General features: G+C 70.9%; 15 protein-coding genes. 4 read left to right on the top strand and 11 right to left on the bottom strand.

Translation table 11 applies throughout. The features are described from left to right. Positions 1 to 8: 8 nt before the first annotated feature. From pstB to pstS, 4 genes are all read right to left on the bottom strand, one after another. On the bottom strand, positions 9 to 782 hold the full coding sequence (pstB, locus tag VFE82_RS07075; protein WP_324999550.1) for a phosphate ABC transporter ATP-binding protein PstB: 774 nt from the start codon (positions 780 to 782) through the stop codon (positions 9 to 11). Between the two features lie 14 nt (positions 783 to 796). Continuing rightward, on the bottom strand, positions 797 to 1618 hold the full coding sequence (gene pstA / locus VFE82_RS07070; protein WP_324999926.1) for a phosphate ABC transporter permease PstA: 822 nt from the start codon (positions 1616 to 1618) through the stop codon (positions 797 to 799). A gap of 74 nt (positions 1619 to 1692) precedes the next feature. Next, positions 1693 to 2658: a phosphate ABC transporter permease subunit PstC gene (pstC, locus tag VFE82_RS07065; RefSeq protein WP_324999925.1), complete on the bottom strand. Its 966-nt coding sequence runs from the start codon at positions 2656 to 2658 to the stop codon at positions 1693 to 1695. A gap of 134 nt (positions 2659 to 2792) precedes the next feature. After that, positions 2793 to 3830, bottom strand: coding sequence for a phosphate ABC transporter substrate-binding protein PstS (pstS, locus tag VFE82_RS07060; protein WP_324999549.1), 1038 nt, complete (start codon positions 3828 to 3830; stop codon positions 2793 to 2795). A gap of 172 nt (positions 3831 to 4002) precedes the next feature. Between pstS and VFE82_RS07055 the strand changes: the two genes are divergently transcribed. From VFE82_RS07055 to VFE82_RS07040, 4 genes are all read left to right on the top strand, one after another. Beyond that, on the top strand, positions 4003 to 4488 hold the full coding sequence (locus VFE82_RS07055) for a fasciclin domain-containing protein (protein ID WP_324999548.1): 486 nt from the start codon (positions 4003 to 4005) through the stop codon (positions 4486 to 4488). A gap of 57 nt (positions 4489 to 4545) precedes the next feature. Then, the gene (locus VFE82_RS07050; RefSeq protein WP_324999547.1) at positions 4546 to 5685 is read left to right on the top strand and encodes an ABC transporter substrate-binding protein; all 1140 of its coding nucleotides are present in this window, start codon (positions 4546 to 4548) and stop codon (positions 5683 to 5685) included. 49 nt (positions 5686 to 5734) lie between these two features. Further along, a complete protein-coding gene (locus VFE82_RS07045; RefSeq protein ID WP_324999546.1) occupies positions 5735 to 7222 on the top strand; it encodes a Ppx/GppA phosphatase family protein in 1488 nt (495 codons plus the stop codon). Between the two features lie 176 nt (positions 7223 to 7398). Further along, complete coding sequence (locus VFE82_RS07040) at positions 7399 to 7947, top strand: hypothetical protein (RefSeq protein WP_324999545.1); 549 nt, start codon at positions 7399 to 7401, stop codon at positions 7945 to 7947. A gap of 24 nt (positions 7948 to 7971) precedes the next feature. On the opposite strand, the gene VFE82_RS07035 is transcribed toward VFE82_RS07040, so the two are convergent. The 7 genes from VFE82_RS07035 to VFE82_RS07005 form a co-directional block, all read right to left on the bottom strand. Next, positions 7972 to 8433, bottom strand: coding sequence for a SixA phosphatase family protein (locus VFE82_RS07035; protein ID WP_324999544.1), 462 nt, complete (start codon positions 8431 to 8433; stop codon positions 7972 to 7974). After that, the gene (gene ppk1 / locus VFE82_RS07030) at positions 8424 to 10529 is read right to left on the bottom strand and encodes a polyphosphate kinase 1 (protein ID WP_324999543.1); all 2106 of its coding nucleotides are present in this window, start codon (positions 10527 to 10529) and stop codon (positions 8424 to 8426) included. The genes VFE82_RS07035 and ppk1 overlap by 10 nt, the downstream gene beginning before the upstream one ends. A gap of 33 nt (positions 10530 to 10562) precedes the next feature. After that, complete coding sequence (locus VFE82_RS07025; RefSeq protein WP_324999542.1) at positions 10563 to 11657, bottom strand: glycosyltransferase family 1 protein; 1095 nt, start codon at positions 11655 to 11657, stop codon at positions 10563 to 10565. Continuing rightward, positions 11654 to 12523 (bottom strand): UDP-2,3-diacylglucosamine diphosphatase, encoded by an 870-nt coding sequence (locus VFE82_RS07020; RefSeq protein ID WP_324999541.1) that lies wholly within the window; start codon positions 12521 to 12523, stop codon positions 11654 to 11656. The genes VFE82_RS07025 and VFE82_RS07020 overlap by 4 nt, the downstream gene beginning before the upstream one ends. Positions 12524 to 12530: 7 nt before the next feature. After that, positions 12531 to 13352, bottom strand: coding sequence for a GNAT family N-acetyltransferase (locus VFE82_RS07015; protein WP_324999540.1), 822 nt, complete (start codon positions 13350 to 13352; stop codon positions 12531 to 12533). 94 nt (positions 13353 to 13446) lie between these two features. Continuing rightward, positions 13447 to 14202, bottom strand: a complete 756-nt coding sequence (locus VFE82_RS07010; RefSeq protein ID WP_324999539.1) for an alpha/beta hydrolase — start codon at positions 14200 to 14202, stop codon at positions 13447 to 13449. Further along, positions 14199 to 15221, bottom strand: coding sequence for a M14 family zinc carboxypeptidase (locus tag VFE82_RS07005; protein ID WP_324999538.1), 1023 nt, complete (start codon positions 15219 to 15221; stop codon positions 14199 to 14201). The genes VFE82_RS07010 and VFE82_RS07005 overlap by 4 nt, the downstream gene beginning before the upstream one ends. Positions 15222 to 15257 lie beyond the last annotated feature (36 nt).

Here is a 15257-nt window from a genome sequence, read left to right as displayed (position 1 = left end):
CCTGCGGGTCAGCCGAAGCGGCCGGTGATGTAGTCCTCGGTCTCCTTGCGCCGCGGCTTGAAGAAGATCTGCTCGGTCTCCCCCACCTCAACCAGGTCGCCCAGGTACATGTAGGCCGTGTAGTCGCTGCAACGCGCCGCCTGCTGCATGTTGTGCGTGACGATCACGACCGTGTAGTCGTTCTTGAGCTCGGCGATCAGCTCCTCGATCTTGGCGGTGGAGATCGGGTCCAGGGCGGAGCACGGCTCGTCCAGCAGCAGCACCTCGGGCTTGATGGCGATGCCGCGGGCGATGCACAGGCGCTGCTGCTGCCCCCCCGAGAGGCCGGCGCCGCTCTGGTCGAGCTTGTCCTTGACCTCGTTCCACAGCGCGGCCTTGCGCAGTGCCCATTCCACCCGCTCGTCCATGTCGGCCGCGCCGAGCGACTCGAACAGCCGCACGCCGAACGCGATGTTGTCGTAGATGGACATCGGGAACGGCGTCGGCTTCTGGAACACCATGCCCACGCGGGCGCGGATCAGCGCGACGTCCTGCTTGGAGGTGAGCAGGTTCTCGCCGTCCAGCACGATCTCGCCTTCGGCCCGCTGCTCGGGATAGAGCTCGTACATGCGGTTGAAGGTGCGCAGCAGCGTCGACTTTCCGCAGCCCGAGGGGCCGATGAAGGCCGTGACCTTCTTCTCGGGAACCTCGAGGTTGATGCCCTTCAGGGCATGGAACCGGCCGTAGTAGAAGTTCAGGTCGCGCACGGCGATCTTCGCGCGCGTGGGTGCAAGGGCGCTCATGGGGATTCCTCGTGTCAGGTCCGGGTGCGGGTGAGCACGCGGGCCAGGATGTTCAGGGCCAGCACGGCCATCGTGATCAGGAACACGCCGGCCCAGGCCAGCTGCTGCCAGTTCTCGTACGGGCTCATGGCGAACTTGAAGATGGTGACCGGCAGGCTGGCCATCGGTTCGGCCAGGTTGGACGTCCAGAACTGGTTGTTCAGCGCGGTGAAGAGCAGCGGCGCCGTCTCGCCGGAAATGCGGGCCACGGCCAGCAGGATCCCGGTCACGACCCCGGCGCGCGCGGCCCGCAGGGTGATGCTCAGGATCACCTTCCACTTCGGCGCACCCAGTGCATACGCCGCCTCGCGCAGCCCCGCCGGCACCAGCATCAGCATGTTCTCCGTGGTGCGGATCACCACCGGAACCACGATCAGCGCAAGCGCCAGCACCCCGGCCCAGCCGGAGAAATGGTGGAAGCGCGCCACCACCACCGCGTAGATGAACAGGCCGATCACGATCGAGGGCGCCGACAGCAGGATGTCGTTGACGAAGCGCGTGGTCGCGCCCAGCCAGCCCTTGGTGTCGTACTCGGCCAGGTAGATCCCGGCCATGATGCCCACCGGGGTGGCCACGCACGTCGAGAGCAGCACCATCAGGAAGGAGCCGTAGATCGCGTTGGCGATCCCGCCGGCCTCGTTCGGCGGCGGGGTCATCTCGGTGAGCGTGGCCCAGGCGATGCCGCCGATGCCCAGCCGGAAGGTCTCCCACAGGATCCAGACCAGCCAGAAGACGCCGAACGCCATCGCCAGCAGCGAGAGCGTCAGCGCCACCTTGTTGACCCGCTTGCGGGCCATGTAGCGCTGCTCTCGGGCATGGGCCTGGTCGGCCGCGCGCAGCAACGACTCGCCGGTGCCCGGACGCGCGGCGCTCACGATTTGGCTCCTTCGGCCTTGCGCAGCCGCGACAGCAGCAGCTTGGACAGCGCGAGCACGACGAAGGTGATGAAGAACAGCACCAGCCCGAGATAGATCAGCGCCGCCTGGTGCAGGCCGGTGGCCGCCTCCGCGAACTCGTTGGCGAGCGCCGACGTGATGCTGTTGGCGGGCGCGAACAGCGACAGGGAATCGAGCTGGTTGAAGTTGCCGATGACGAAGGTCACCGCCATGGTCTCGCCCAGCGCGCGGCCCAGACCCAGCATGATGCCGCCCACGACGCCCGCCTTGGTGTAGGGCAGCACGACGCGCGACACCACCTCCCAGGTCGTGGAGCCGAGTGCGTAGGCCGATTCCTTGAGCATCGGCGGCGTGACGTCGAACACGTCGCGCATCACGGCGGCGATGAACGGGATGATCATGATGGCCAGGATGATTCCGGCCGAGAGAATGCCGATGCCCACCGGCGGGCCGGACACCAGCGTGCCCAGCAGCGGCACGCCCGCGAACAGCGCCTGCAGCGGCTGCTGCACCCAGGTGGCCAGGATCGGGCCGAAGACCAGCAGCCCCCACATGCCGTAGACGATGGACGGCACGGCGGCGAGCAGTTCCACCGCGGTGCCCAGCGGCCGCTTCAACCAGGAAGGCGACAGCTCGGTCAGGAAGACGGCGATGCCGAAGCTCACCGGCACCGCGATGATCAGCGCGATCAGCGAGGTGGCCAGCGTGCCATAGACCATCACCAGCCCGCCGAACTCGTTGTTGACCGGGTCCCAGACACTGTTGGTGAGGAAGCCGAGCCCGTACTTCTCGATGGCGGGCCAGGCCCCGACCACGAGCGACAGCAGGATGGCCACGAGCAGTCCCAGGGTCACGAGCGCCGCGCCGCGCGCGGCCCAGCCGAACAGCCGGTCGGCCCAGGCATTGCCACGGGCAGGTCGCCGCGACGGGGGGAGACTCATCTTGCGTTCCTCGTCCAGGGCCAGGGTGCGGCCCCGGATCGGGAGGCTGGCCTCGTGGGCCGGGAGTGTAGAGGACACGTCAGCCCCTTATCGCTCGTGGTGGTCGGGTCAGCGCGGTGGTCGGCTCGTGCGGGTCACTTCCAGCTGATCGCCTTGCCGGAAGCGTCCTTGAGCTCGGCGGCCCAGAGCTTCTCGACCTGCGCCTTCACGCTGGCAGGCATCGGCACGTAGTCCAGGTCGTCTGCGGTCTTGTCGCCGGTCTTGTAGGCCCACTCGAAGAACTTCAGCGCAGCGGCGGCCTCGGCCGGCTTGTCCTGCACCTTGTGCATGATGATGTAGGTCGGGTTGGTGATCGGCCAGGCATCCTTGCCAGGCTGGTCGGTCGTGATCTGGTAGAAGGTCTTGTTCCAGTCGGCACCGGCCGCGGCGGCCTTGAACGCGCCGTCGCTCGGCTCGACGAAGTTGCCGTCCTTGTTGCGCAGCAGCGCGTACGTCATCTTGTTCTGCTTCACGTACGCGTATTCGACGTAGCCGATGGCGTTCGGCAGCCGGCCCACGAAGGCGGCGACGCCCTCGTTGCCCTTGCCGCCCGCGCCGGTCGGCCAGTTCACGGCCGTGCCTTCGCCCACCTTGGCCTTCCAGTCGGCGTTCACCTTGGACAGGTAGTTGGTGAAGATGAAGGTGGTGCCGGAGCCGTCGGCACGGCGCACCACGGCGATGGGCGCGTCCGGCAGGCTCACGCCGGCATTGAGCGCGGTGATCGCCGGGTCGTTCCACTTGGTGATCTTGCCCAGGTAGATGTCGCCCAGCACCTGGCCCGTCAGGCGCAGCTGGCCCGGCTGCACGCCGCGGATGTTCACCACCGGCACCACGCCGCCGATGACGGTCGGGAACTGCAGCTGGCCCTTCTTGGCGAGGTCCTCGTCCTTCTGCGGCATGTCGGACGCACCGAAGGTCACCGTCTTGCCGTCGATCTGGCGGATGCCCGCGCCGGAGCCGACCGACTGGTAGTTGATGCGCACGCCGGTGGCCTTGTTGTAGTCGGCAGCCCACTTGGCGTACAGCGGCGCCGGGAAGGTGGCGCCCGCGCCGGTGACTTCCTGGGCGCAGGCGAGTCCGGCGAAGGACACGGTGACGAGGCCGAGGGCGGCCGCACGGAAGTTCAGTTTCATAGCCAGTGTTCCTTGTGGATGGGGGACGCGGCGGACTGTAAGAAGCTTTCGTGACAGCTGCGTGACACCCGCGACGCCCGCTCGCGGGGATCGGGAGCGCCGGCACCGGCGTGTCACGGTTTCGTCACGAAGTGTCAATACGCTCGCGGCCGTCTCAACCATGGAGCGTCCCATGCCTCATCGCCGCATCACCCTCGTCCTGGCCGCCGCCAGCCTCGCCGGCCTGGCCGGCTGCGCCACCACCTCGGCCCCCGTGTCGGTCGCCGACACGATCGCGCGCACGCCGCAGCTCTCGACCCTGAATGGGCTGGTCCAGAAGGCCGGCCTGGCCGACACGCTGCGCGCCGCCGGCCCCTACACGGTGTTCGCGCCCACCAACGAGGCGTTCCAGGCCGTGCCGGCCAAGACGATGGACGAACTGGGCAAGGACCCGGCGCAACTGAAGGCGCTGCTCAGCTACCACGTGCTGCCCTCGCGGGTCGCCGCGGCGGATGTCAAGAACGGCAATGCCAAGACCGCTCAGGGCGGCAACCTCGCGCTGGCCCGCGCCGGCACGTTCGTGACGGTGGAGGACGCGATGGTCCAGACCGCCGACATCGCCGCGACCAACGGCGTCGTCCACACCATCGACCGCGTGCTGGTGCCGCCGCGCCGCTGACCGCCTGCGCAGGGGCCCGGCCGGGCCCGGCGACCCAGAACCAGAACCCAGCACCACATGTCCCTGCGCACTCCGCCGGCGCCGCGCCGCCGCGCGCTGCTCCTCTCGGCCGCAGCCGCTGTCGCGGCTCCCTGGGGCCTGGCCCAGCCGACGCGTCTCGCGGCCCGCCCGATCACCGTCGCCCAGGTCGTGGACACCTCCCCGTCCCAGCAGGACGTCGCCAAGGACCTGCTGGTCGGCTCGCGTGCCGCCTGGCAGGACATCAACCTGCGCGGCGGGGTGCGGGGTCGGCCGGTCAACCACCTGGCCGTCGAGGTCGACGGGACTGCCGCGGGCGTGCGCAAGGCGCTGGACGCCCTGCGCGACGACCCCGGTTGCCTGCTGCTGGCCGGCACCGCCGGCGATCCGCTGGCCACCATCCTGGTCGAGCAGCTGCGCGCCGATGGCATGGGCCTGGCGCACGTGGCCCCCTGGCTGCAGAACTCCAGCCTGGAGGTGGACGACCGCACCTTCCCGATCTTCGCGGCGCGCCAGGAGCAGATCGGCCATGCCCTGCGATCGCTGGCCACGATGGGCGTGCAGGACGTGGGCGCGGTGTACGCCTCGGATCTGGAGCAGCGGCTCTACCGCGACGATCTCGACCGGACGGCCGCAGCGCTGAAGCTGAAGATCCAGGCCTTCCGTGGCGATGGCGATCTGCACCGCCTGGCCCAGCGGCTCACCCCCGGCACGCCGACCATCCTGCTGTTCTTCGGCGGCACGCCGGAACTGGTGCAGTTCACCCAGGGGCTCGACCGGCAGCAGCGCCAGCGCTACCTCGTCGCCATGGCCGACGTGAACCTGCAGACCCTGCAGCAGATGGGCGGCGCGCGCGCCACGCCGGTGATCGTCACCCAGCCGGTGCCGCTGGTGACCTCCGGCACGCCCATCGTGCGCGCCTACCGCGAGACACTGGCACGGTTGTTCGACGAGCCGCCCGCGGCCCTGTCACTGGCCGGCTTCATCGCCGCCCGCTACACCTACGAGGTGCTGGCGGACATCGATGCGCCCCTGACCCGCCCCTCCGTGCTCGCCGCGTTCCAGCGACGCACCGCGCGCGACCTGGGCGGCTTCCGGGTCGCCTTCGACGACCGGCGCCGCAGCGGCGCCTTCGTCACCCAGAGCATGCTCACGCCGGACGGCCGCGTGGTGGGCTGACGGCCGCCGCCCCCAGCGACGAGCAGGGCTTTGCTATGCTGAATCCCGCATGGACAACGGAACGCTTCTGGCCGGTGTGGACCTCGGCTCCAACAGCTTCAGGCTGGAGATCGGTCGCCACGACCATGGCCAGGTCCACCGCGTCGAGTACCTGAAGGAAACCGTCCGGCTCGGCGGCGGGCTCGACGAGGACCGCAACCTCACGCCGGCGGCGATGCAGCGCGGCTGGGACTGCCTGGCGCGCTTCGGCGAACGGCTGGCCGGCTTCGGCCGGCACCAGGTGCGTGCGGTGGCCACCCAGACGCTGCGCGAGGCCCGCAACCGCGAGGCCTTCCTGGCGCGCGCCGGCGAGATGCTGGGCTTCCCCATCGACGTGATCTCCGGGCGCGAGGAGGCGCGGCTGATCTACCAGGGGGTCGCGCACCTGCTGCCCCAGTCCGACGAGCGCCGGCTGGTGGTCGACATCGGGGGCCGGTCCACCGAGCTGATCCTGGGCCGCCAGTTCGAGGCGCGCGTGACCGAGAGCTACCGGGTCGGCAGCGTGGCCTGGTCGATGCGCTACTTCCCTCACGGCGACTTCACCGCCGCCGCGTTTGCCGAGGCGCAGGTGGCGGCCAAGGCCGTGCTCGATGAAGCGGTGGGGCGCTACGGGTCGGGGGAATGGGACGTGGCCTACGGCTCGTCCGGGACGATCGGTGCGGTGGGCGACATCCTGGCGGCCAGCGGCCGCCCGACCGTGTCGCGCGAGGGCCTGCGCTGGCTCCAGCAGCAGCTGGTGGCGGCGCGCTCCGCCGACCGCGTCCGGCTGGATGGTCTCAAGGAGGACCGCCGGCCGGTGATCGGCGGCGGCTTGTCGGTGCTGCAGGCCCTGTTCGACCTGCTCGGCATCGACCGGATGCAGCCGGCCGCCGGCGCGCTGCGCCACGGAGCGGTCTACGACCTGATCGATCGCGAACAGGGGACGAGCGACGTGCGCGCCGCGACCGTGCAGCGCCTGGCCACCAAGTTCGGCGTCGATCCGGCGCAGGCGCGGCGGGTCGGCGAGGTCGCAACCCGGCTGCTGCGGCAGTTGCGCGGCGGGCACGACGATCCCGCCGAACTGGCCCGCACCGAACGCAAGCTGGCCTGGGCCGGGATGCTGCACGAGATCGGCAGCCACATCTCGCACAGCGACTACCACAAGCACGGCGCCTACATCCTCGACAACGCGGATGCGCCGGGCTTCGCCCAGCACGAGCTGCATCGGCTGGGGCTGCTGGTGCTCGGGCACCGCGGCAAGCTGCGCAAGCTGGAGGCCGATTTCGGCGACGAGGCCTTCGTGCACCAGCTCCTGTGCCTGCGCCTGGCCGTGCTCCTGTGCCATGCCCGGCGCGACCCCGACCTGCAGGGCCTGCAACTCCATCGCGCCTCCGCGCGCCAGCAGATGCAACTGTCGGTGCAGGCCGACTGGGCACGTGCCTGGCCGCAGTCGGCACACCTGCTGCGCGAAGAGGTCGTGGCCTGGCAGAAGACCCCCTGGACCCTGGAGCTGTCCTGAGCACGCGGGCAGTTGGCCCCGGGGCCGCAGCCCGGGGCCACGCAGCGGCGCGGGGTGCGGCCGGCCTCCGCACGCGTGGCACGGGGTCGGGCCTGCCGCCGGCCGGCTGAGCGATGGACCGACGTTTCGCCGAAACCGTATAAACTGTTTATACCGTTTCGAAGAGGAAGGATCCCATGGCGACCGCCACCACCCCCAAGACTCCCCGCGCCAGGCTCGCGGCCGCGGCCCCGCAGGTGCAGCCACTGGTCAAGCCCAGTGCCAAGCTGGCCGACAAGGGCATCGTGCCGCCGGAGGCACCGGCTTCCAAGACGCCGGTGGCCGAGGCGGCCGCTGCGGTTGGCAAGGCACTCGGGAAGGCGGCCCGACCCGCGAAGGCGGTCAAGCCGGCCAAGGCGGCCAAGACAGGCAAGCCCGCCAAGGCAGAAAAGACCGAGAAGACCCAGAAGCTCGAGAAGACGGCCAAGGCTGACCGCGCCGAGAAGGACAAGGTCGAGAAGTCGAAGAAGCCGAAGCTGGTGCGCGACAGCTTCACCATCCCGAAGGACGAATACGCCGTCCTCGAAGCCCTGAAGGCACGTGCGGTGCAAGCGGGCGCGCCGGCGAAAAAGAGCGAGCTGCTGCGGGCCGGCATCGCCGCACTGGCGGCGATGCCCGAGGCGGCGTTCGTCGCCGCGCTGGCCGCCGTTCCGGCCATCAAGACCGGCCGGCCAGCCAAGGCCTGAACGCGGGCGGAGCGGCGCCTGGCGCTAGCTGGCGTCCGGCGACTGCACTGCAACCACGACCGACTGCATGTGCCCGCCCCGCTCGCGGGTGCGCAACCACCAGGCGGTGCCCTTGCGCACCGCGCAGCCGCCTGCCGGGATGCCCATCAGGTGGGCGATGACCTCGCCGAGCCCCGGCTGGTGGCCGACGATCAGCACCGGCTGCCGTGCCACGGGCCACTGGGCCGCATCCAGCAACTGCTGCACGCTGGCCTCCGGGCCGATCTCGTCACGGGTCCTGAACTTGCGCCCCAGCGCCTGCGCGGTCTGCTGGCAGCGCTGTGCTGGGCTGGACAGCACGCGCGTGCCGTCGGGCAGCACCCGGTCCAGCCAGGCGGCCACGCGCGCCGCCTGCTTCTCGCCCCGGGCCGTCAGCACGCGTCCGAGGTCCTGCCCGTCGGGCCCCGCGTCCTCCGCCTCGGCATGCCGCCAGAGGATCAGGTCCACGCGGCGTTCTCCGCCGAGGTCGCGGCCCGCGCGCCATACCGGGCCATGAGCGCTTCTTGGGCGCTGCGATGCTTCGCCCCAGGCATGTCGCGCACCCGGACGTAGCTGCCGTTGTCCATCAGCTCCCAGGCATCGGCGTCGTCGTGCAGGTAGGCGACCAGGCATTCGTCGATGATCCGCTGGCGCAGCGCCGGGTCGGTCACCGGCCAGGCCATCTCGACCCGGCGCAGCATGTTGCGGTTCATCCAGTCCGCGCTCGAGAGGTACAGCTCCTCCTCGTGGCCGGCGCAGAAATAGAACACCCTTGAATGCTCGAGGAAGCGCCCGATGACCGAGCGCACCCGGATGTTCTCCGTCAGCCCGGGCACACGCGGCGGCAGCATGCACGCGCCGCGCACGATCAGGTCGATGCGGGCGCCGCGCCGGCCAGCCCGCACCAGGGCCTGCATCAGCTGCTCGTCGGTCAGTGCATTCATCTTCAGCACAATCCGCGCGGGCAATCCGCGGGCCGCTGCCTGCCCCAGCACGTCGATCTTCTCGATCAGCCGGCGGTGCAGGTGGAACGGTGCCATCAGCACGCGGTTGAGCCGGGGCAGCCGGGTCTGGCTGGCCAGGTGGACGAACATCGATTCCACGTCGGCCGTCAGTTGCGGATCCGCCGTGAGGTAGCTGACGTCGGTGTACAGGCGCGCCGTGCGGACGTTGTAGTTGCCGGTCGACAGGTGGGCGTACCGGGCCAGCCCCCTCCCCTCGCGCCGCGTCACCAGCAGCATCTTCGCGTGTGTCTTCAGCCCGACGACGCCGTACACCACCTGCGCACCGATGGCTTCGAGCTGCTCGGCCCAGTTGATGTTGGCCTCCTCGTCGAAGCGGGCCTTGAGCTCCACCACCGCCATCACTTCCTTGCCCTGGCGCACGGCCTCGCGCAGGACGTCCATCAGCGCCGAGTCGGCTCCGGTGCGGTAGATCGTCTGCTTGATCGCCAGGACGTCGGGGTCCTTCACCGCCTCGCGCAGGAAGGCCAGCACGCCGTCGAAGCTCTCGAACGGCTGGTGGATCACGACGTCGCCCTGGCGCAGCTGGTCGAAGATCGGCTGGGCCGGCTGCAGGCCCACCGGATAGGACGGGCGGTAGGGCGGAAACAGCAGCTGTGGCGCATCGACCAGGTCGATCAGCTGCTGCAGGCGCACCAGGTTCACCGGCCCCTGCACGCGGTACAGCGCCGACGGCGGCAGGTTGAACTGCTGCAGCAGGAAGCCCGAGAGGAACTCCGAACAGGCGAACGACACCTCCAGCCGCACCGCCTGGCCGTAGTGCCGCCGCTGCAGGCCGAGGCGCAAGGCGGTGCGCAGGTTGCGCACGTCGTCCTCGTCGACCTCCAGGTCCGAGTGGCGCGTGACCCGGAACTGCGAGAACTGGCTGACCTCGCGCCCCGGGAACAGGTCCTGCAGGTGCGCCCGGATCACGCTGGACAGCAGCACGAACAGCGACTTGCCGCCCGCGATCGGGGCCGGCATCCGGATCAGCCGGGGCAGCACGCGCGGCACCCGCACGATCGCGATCTCGTTGTCGCGGCCGAACGCATCGCGGCCGCCGAGCCGCACGATGAAGTTCAGCGACTTGTTGGCCACCTGCGGGAAGGGATGGGCCGGATCGAGCCCGACCGGCACCAGCAGCGGCCGCACCTCGCGGTCGAAGTACTCGTCGACCCAGCGCTTCTGGGCCGGCGTGCGCTGTCCGTGCGAGACCAGCCCGATGCCCTGGCGCGCGAACGCCGGCATCAGCTCGTCGTTGAAGAGCGCATCCTGCTGCTCGAGCAGCCGATGGGCCGCCGCGGACAGCGCCTCGAAGCTCTGCACGGTGCAGGGGCCCTTGCGTTCGCCGCCTTGCATCGCGGTGAGGTGCGGCGCCATCCGGACCTCGAAGAACTCGTCCAGGTTGCTGGACACGATGCACAGGAAGCGCAGGCGCTCGAGCAGCGGCACGTCTTCGCGCCGGGCCCAGTCGAGCACGCGCTCGTTGAACGCCAGGATGCTGTGGTCGCGATCCAGGAAGGGAATCGTCACCGGATCGGCACTGGTCAGGGGCGGGGTCATCAGACGGTCATGTGACGCAACGATGACAAGTGTTCACTGTCCGGATGACAGCGTCGTGACAGACTGCGCCGCATCCCGGGGCACCGCCTGCCCGGTGCGCGCGGGCACCAGGAAGCCGGCGAACAGGCGCGCAGCCTCCTTCCAGCTGAAGTCTTCCGCCCGCTCGCGCGCCTCGGTCCGCGGCACGCCGAGCGCCCGCAGCGCCGCCTGTTGCAGGTCCTCGTCCAGCACCCCGCCCATCGGCCGGCTGCCGTCCGGATGGGACCGGCCCAGCACCTCCAGCGGTCCGTCGACGGGGAAGGCGGCGACCGGCGCGCCGGTCGCCATCGCCTCGACCATCACCAGGCCGAAGGTGTCGGCGCGGCTCGGGAAGACGAACACGTCGGCGGCCGCATACAGGGTGGCCAGCTCGGGCCGCGGCAGCAGGCCGACCCAGCGCACCTCGGGATGGCGGGCCTTGAGCGCCGCCTCGACCGGCCCCACGCCGCAGACGACCTTGGTGCCGGGCAGCGCCGTCGCCAGGAAGGCGCCGATGTTCTTCTCGTACGAGACCCGGCCGACGAACAACCACACGGGCCGGGGCAGCCGGCCCAGCGCCGCGAACTCGCCCGGCTCGGCAGCGAAGCGGAACAGGTCGGTGTCCACGCCGTGGGTCCACGCCCGCAGGTTGCGCAGCCCGCGTCGCTGCAGCATCTGCAGCACGCCTTCGGTGGGCACCATGACGCCGGACGACGGCCGGTGGAAGTGCCGCATCAGGGCATAGCCCCAGCCCACGGGGATCCGGGTGGCCGCGTGCACGATCTCGGGGAACTTGGTGTGGAACGCGGTCGTGAACGCCAGGCCGGCGCGCAGGCAATGGCGGCGGCCGGCCCACCCGAGCGGCCCCTCGGTGGCCAGGTGGACCGCGTCCGGCGCCCAGGCGTCCAGCCGCGCCGCGAGCTGCCGTCCGGGCGACACGGCCAGCTCGATGCCCGGGTACCCCGGGCAGGGACGGGTGCGGAACTGTCCCGGCTCGATCACCAGGACCTCGTGCCCGGCCTCGCCCAGTTCCCGCACCAGCTCGATCAGGGTCGTGACCACTCCGTTCACCTGCGGCAGCCAGGCGTCGGTGACGAGCGCGATCTTCATGCGTACGACTCCTGCTCCCGGGCGGCGCCGGCCTCGTGTCCGGCGGCACCCCAGTGCACCAGCTCCAGCCGCCCATCCTGGTGCTCGACCAGCGCCGTCCGGCTTTCGACCCAGTCGCCGTCGTTGCAATAGAGCACGCCGCCGATGTCGCGCATCTCGGCGCGGTGGATGTGGCCGCAGACCACGCCCGCCATGCCGCGCCGCCGGGCCTCCTGGGCCACGGCGGCCTCGAAGCTGGTGACGTAGTTCAGGGCCCGCTTCACCTTGTGCTTGAGGTACGCGGACAGCGACCAGTACGGCAGGCCGAGGCGCGCCCGAGCACTGTTGAGATGGCGGTTCAGGCGCAGCGTGAACTCGTACAGGTTGTCGCCGAGGTAGGCCAGCCAGCGCGCGCACTGCACGACACCGTCGAACGCATCGCCATGGATGACCCAGAGACGCCGACCGTCGGCCGTCACGTGCACGGCCTCCTGCAGGACCTCCACGCCGCCGAAGGCATGGCCGGCGAACTGCCGCGCGAACTCGTCGTGGTTGCCGGGGATGTAGACCACCCGGCAGCCCTTGCGGGCCCGGCGCAGCAGCTTCTGCACCACGTCGTTGTGCGCCTGGGGCCAGAACCAGCGGCGGCGCAGCTGCCAGCCATCGACGATGTCGCCGACCAGGTACAGCTGCTCGCTCGGATGGTGCTTGAGGAAGTCCAGCAGGGCCGCCGCCTGGCAGCCGGGGGTGCCGAGATGGAGGTCGGACACGAACACGGCGCGCAGCATCGGGCGGGGCGGATCGTCGTCGACCTCGGCGGCGGGCGGGATCGCGCCCGGGATCCCGGCGCCGTGCAGCCCCGCGAACGCATCGAAGGCGGTCCGCATCCGGGCCTCAGCGTCCGAGGAAGTGCTTGCGGTAGCGCGCCGGCAGGTCGGCGATGCGCATCAGCATGGGAAGGTCCGCCGTGTTGAAGTCCGGATCCCAGGCCGGTGCGCCCAGCACCTTGGCGCCCAGCCGCAGGTAGCCGCGGATCAGCGCGGGCGGCTCCACCGCCAGGCTGCCGTCGAGCTGCTCGACGGGCAGCGGCAGCCGCGGCCGCACCTGGTACTCGATCGGGGCCAGGTGCGTCTGCTGCAGCTGTTGCCAGATGCTGGCGGCCGCATGGCCACTGACCGTGCCGTTGTGCAGCATCGGGATGCTGGCGCAGCCGATCATGGTGTCGAGGCTGTTGCGCACCATGAATTCGGCCAGCGCGCCCCACAGCGCCAGGATGACGCCGCCGTGCCGGTGGTCCGGATGGACGCAGCTGCGCCCCAGTTCCACCATCCGTTCTCGCAGGTGCCGCAGGCGCGTGAGGTCGAACTCGGTGTCGCTGTAGGTGCTGCCGACCCGGCGGGCCTGGGCCGGGGTGAGCACGCGGTAGGTGCCGACCACCTGCCCGGTGGCGGCGTCGCGCACCAGCAGGTGCTCGCAATAGTCGTCGAACAGGTCGACGTCATGTCCGGCCAGCGGCGTGTCCAGGCGAGCGCCCATCTCGCCGGCGAACACCTCGTACCTCAGGCGTTGCGCCTGCCGGACCTCGTCTTGGTGTTCCGCCCAGGCGACCACCACCGCCCCAGTTCCTGCATCAGCAGCAGAAGACGGTCGGTGAAGCGACCCCCGGGGCAGGGAGACGGGGGACAGCGGCAGGGTCGGATTCGGCAGTTCGTTCACGGCAGGCCTCCTGTTCGGTTGGCCGCAGTGTGGAGACGCGCCGTGACTCGACTGTTTCAGTCCTGTGGCAGTTCGATGACGCGTGGCCAGGACATCACGTCCGGCCGCGCACGCGTGTCCACCACGACAGCGCCTCCTGCGCCACCCATGCGGGATCGTCGAGTGCGAGGTCGTGGCCGGCCCAGGGGTGCAGCCGCAGCGGTGCCTGCCACTGCGCCGCCAGCCGTCGCGAGCAGTCCACGTGCACCAGCCGGTCGGCCTCGGAGGCCAGCAGCAGCACCGGCACGGAGGGTGCCTGCGGAGCGGCCCGGTAGCGGGCGGCGGCCCAGAGCTGCCGCACCGCATTGCCGGCACGCACCGGGTGCCGGCGCGCGATCGCGGCCCACTGCGCCGGCGCCGAGGGGTGCAGGCGGGGATTCCCGCTCGTCATGCGCAGGACCGCCTGCTCGCGTGCCTGCACGTCCCGGCCGGGCAGCAGAGCGCCCAGCAAGATCGGCCAGCTGGCAGGCCGCAAGCGCTGCCAGGGCGGACTGCCGCCACCGGCGCTGGTGTTGATCAGCACGCAACCGGCGATGTCGGGCGCAGCCGCACGGCACCACTCGACGGCCACCATTCCACCGAGCGACATGGCCAGCAGCACGGTCGGGCCGGCAACGGGCGGCAGCGCGGCGCGGCAGTCGGCCGCCATCGCGCGCACGTCCGCCGGACTGCGTTCGCCCCAGCGCCGCCCGTTGCCCGGCAGGTCCAGCGGCACCACCCGGCCGCCGCTGCGGCGGGCGAGCAGGTCGGCGAACGCACCCCAGTGTCCGGCCTCCCGCGTCAGGCCGCGCAGCAGCACCCAGCGCGTCATGGGGCCGCGCGGTACCACCGCTCGATGCCGGCACGCCGATGCCGGTCGCGCGCTGCACCGGCGGGCATCCAGCACCCGTGCCCGATGGCGGCACGCACCAGGAAGTCCAGCAGCGGCAGGTGGCGCCGCAGCACCCGCTCCTGTCGATGCGCCAGCTGCGGATTGAAGATGCCGTCGCGGGAGAAGATCTGGCGCGGGTTCTTCTTGACCCACAACCACGAGCCCATCTCCAGCGTGAGCGGCAGCAAGATGCCGGCAGCCCTGTCGAGCGAGCGCAGGTACAGGTGGTCCCAGAGATCGCCGTGCGTGAGGTACTGGCGGCTCTGCGGTTCGATCACGTACGGATGGTGCGGGTGCGACTCGCCGAGGATGCCCGCCAGCGCGTGCAGTTCGGCCAGGTGGGCGATCGGCCGGCGCGTGTGCGCGTACGGAAACCAGAGCCGGTCGCGCAGGCCGAAGCCGGAGTGGCAGTCCAGCACCAGCGCCAGCGGCCGCCCGAGCAGTTCGCGCCCCGCCACCTCGCACAGCGCTGCACTCTCCGGCTCCATGGGCGCGCCCCGGCGGCCCCGAAACCACGGCAGGCCGGCGCTCAGGCGCTGGCCGCCCACCAGCATCGGCACCTGGTCCACTGCCTCGACTGGCGCATTGCGCATCAGGTCGACGCCGGCCGGATTGGCGCGGGTGCCGCGCAGCATGCCGCCGGGGTTCACCAGGGGCATGAAGACCAGCCGTACCTGCTCCAGCTGGAACCGCAGCGTGGTGTCCCAGGGCAGCCGTGCGACCAGGCTGTGCAGCCATGCGATCACCACCTGCGCGCCGATGCGCTCCAGGCCGTGGACGCCGCCGAAGAACCCCACCGCCGGCACGTCGGGCGAGGGATTGCCCAGCGCGATGCTGTAGACCGGGAGCGCCCGGGGGCCCGCCGCCGGCGAGCGGGTGACCTGGAGGTGCGCTCCGCCCGCCTCGATGGCGCGTTCGAGGTCGGCAAGCTCCGGCAGGACGGGGGAAGGCGCGGTCACGGCGCGGCCAGCATACGGCAGGCCTCCTGCCGAGCC

Origin of the sequence: Ramlibacter sp., from assembly GCF_035655895.1 — a bacterium.
In the GTDB taxonomy this organism is placed as follows: Bacteria; Pseudomonadota; Gammaproteobacteria; order Burkholderiales; family Burkholderiaceae_C; genus Ramlibacter.
This window is presented reverse-complemented; position numbering and strand designations above follow the sequence as displayed.

Bases quoted from the DNA above. Each gene is read 5' to 3' on its own strand.
- VFE82_RS07055 (WP_324999548.1), top strand. From the start codon at position 4,003: ATGCCTCATCGCCGCATCACCCTCGTCCTGGCCGCCGCCAGCCTCGCC.
- VFE82_RS07045 (WP_324999546.1), top strand. From the start codon at position 5,735: ATGGACAACGGAACGCTTCTGGCCGGTGTGGACCTCGGCTCCAACAGC.
- VFE82_RS07050 (WP_324999547.1), top strand. From the start codon at position 4,546: ATGTCCCTGCGCACTCCGCCGGCGCCGCGCCGCCGCGCGCTGCTCCTC.
- ppk1 (WP_324999543.1), bottom strand. From the start codon at position 10,529: ATGACCCCGCCCCTGACCAGTGCCGATCCGGTGACGATTCCCTTCCTG.
- pstS (WP_324999549.1), bottom strand. From the start codon at position 3,830: ATGAAACTGAACTTCCGTGCGGCCGCCCTCGGCCTCGTCACCGTGTCC.
- VFE82_RS07020 (WP_324999541.1), bottom strand. From the start codon at position 12,523: ATGCGGACCGCCTTCGATGCGTTCGCGGGGCTGCACGGCGCCGGGATC.
- pstA (WP_324999926.1), bottom strand. From the start codon at position 1,618: ATGGCCCGCAAGCGGGTCAACAAGGTGGCGCTGACGCTCTCGCTGCTG.
- VFE82_RS07040 (WP_324999545.1), top strand. From the start codon at position 7,399: ATGGCGACCGCCACCACCCCCAAGACTCCCCGCGCCAGGCTCGCGGCC.
- VFE82_RS07010 (WP_324999539.1), bottom strand. From the start codon at position 14,202: ATGACGCGCTGGGTGCTGCTGCGCGGCCTGACGCGGGAGGCCGGACAC.
- pstB (WP_324999550.1), bottom strand. From the start codon at position 782: ATGAGCGCCCTTGCACCCACGCGCGCGAAGATCGCCGTGCGCGACCTG.
- VFE82_RS07025 (WP_324999542.1), bottom strand. From the start codon at position 11,657: ATGAAGATCGCGCTCGTCACCGACGCCTGGCTGCCGCAGGTGAACGGA.
- pstC (WP_324999925.1), bottom strand. From the start codon at position 2,658: ATGAGTCTCCCCCCGTCGCGGCGACCTGCCCGTGGCAATGCCTGGGCC.